Below are 1,172 nucleotides of genomic sequence, written 5' to 3' on the forward strand. Positions count from 1 at the left end.
AAATTCGAACGGACCAAACCCCACGTGAACGTGGGCACCATCGGTCACGTTGACCACGGCAAAACCACACTGACTGCCGCCATCACCACCGTGCTGGCTGCCAAGTTCGGCGGTGCTGCCAAAGCGTACGACCAGATCGACGCGGCTCCCGAAGAAAAAGCCCGTGGTATCACGATCAACACCGCGCACGTCGAGTACGAAACAGAAAACCGTCACTACGCCCACGTGGACTGCCCTGGCCACGCTGACTATGTGAAGAACATGATCACCGGTGCTGCCCAGATGGACGGCGCTATTTTGGTTTGTTCCGCTGCTGACGGCCCCATGCCCCAGACCCGTGAGCACATCCTGTTGGCCCGTCAGGTGGGCGTGCCTTACATCATCGTGTTCCTGAACAAGTGCGACATGGTGGACGACGCCGAGTTGTTGGAGCTGGTCGAGATGGAAGTTCGCGAGTTGTTGTCCAAGTACGACTTCCCAGGCGACGACACCCCTATCGTGCAAGGTTCCGCCAAGCTGGCGCTGGAAGGCGACAAGGGCCCTCTGGGCGAGCAAGCCATCATGAAGCTGGCCGAGGCTCTGGACACTTACATCCCGACACCTGACCGTGCAGTGGACGGCGCATTCCTGATGCCCGTGGAAGACGTGTTCTCCATCTCCGGTCGCGGTACCGTGGTGACTGGCCGTATCGAGCGCGGCATCATCAAAGTCGGCGAAGAAATCGAAATCGTCGGTATCAAGGATACCGTCAAGACCACTTGCACAGGCGTCGAGATGTTCCGCAAGCTGCTGGACCAAGGTCAAGCAGGCGACAACGTCGGTATCTTGCTGCGCGGCACCAAGCGCGAAGACGTCGAGCGTGGCCAAGTGCTGTGCAAGCCCGGCTCGATCAAGCCGCACACCCACTTCACGGGCGAGATCTATGTCTTGTCCAAAGACGAAGGTGGCCGTCACACGCCTTTCTTCAACAACTACCGTCCCCAGTTCTACTTCCGTACAACGGACGTGACCGGTGCGATCGAGTTGCCAGAAGGCAAAGAGATGGTGATGCCAGGTGACAACGTGTCGATCACTGTGAAGCTGATCAACCCCATCGCGATGGAAGAAGGTCTGCGTTTCGCTATCCGCGAAGGTGGCCGTACCGTCGGCGCTGGCGTGGTTGCCAAGATCAT

Annotated in this window: 1 protein-coding gene; it reads left to right on the forward strand. The window is 58.8% G+C overall.

Annotated features, from left to right (window positions below):
* The coding region (tuf, locus tag B9Z34_RS14400; protein ID WP_108428801.1) for an elongation factor Tu at positions 1 to 1,172 on the forward strand (1,172 nt) is incomplete at both ends.

The sequence above is a fragment of the Limnohabitans sp. Hippo3 genome, from assembly GCF_003063665.1.
Classification (GTDB): domain Bacteria; phylum Pseudomonadota; class Gammaproteobacteria; order Burkholderiales; family Burkholderiaceae_C; genus Limnohabitans_A.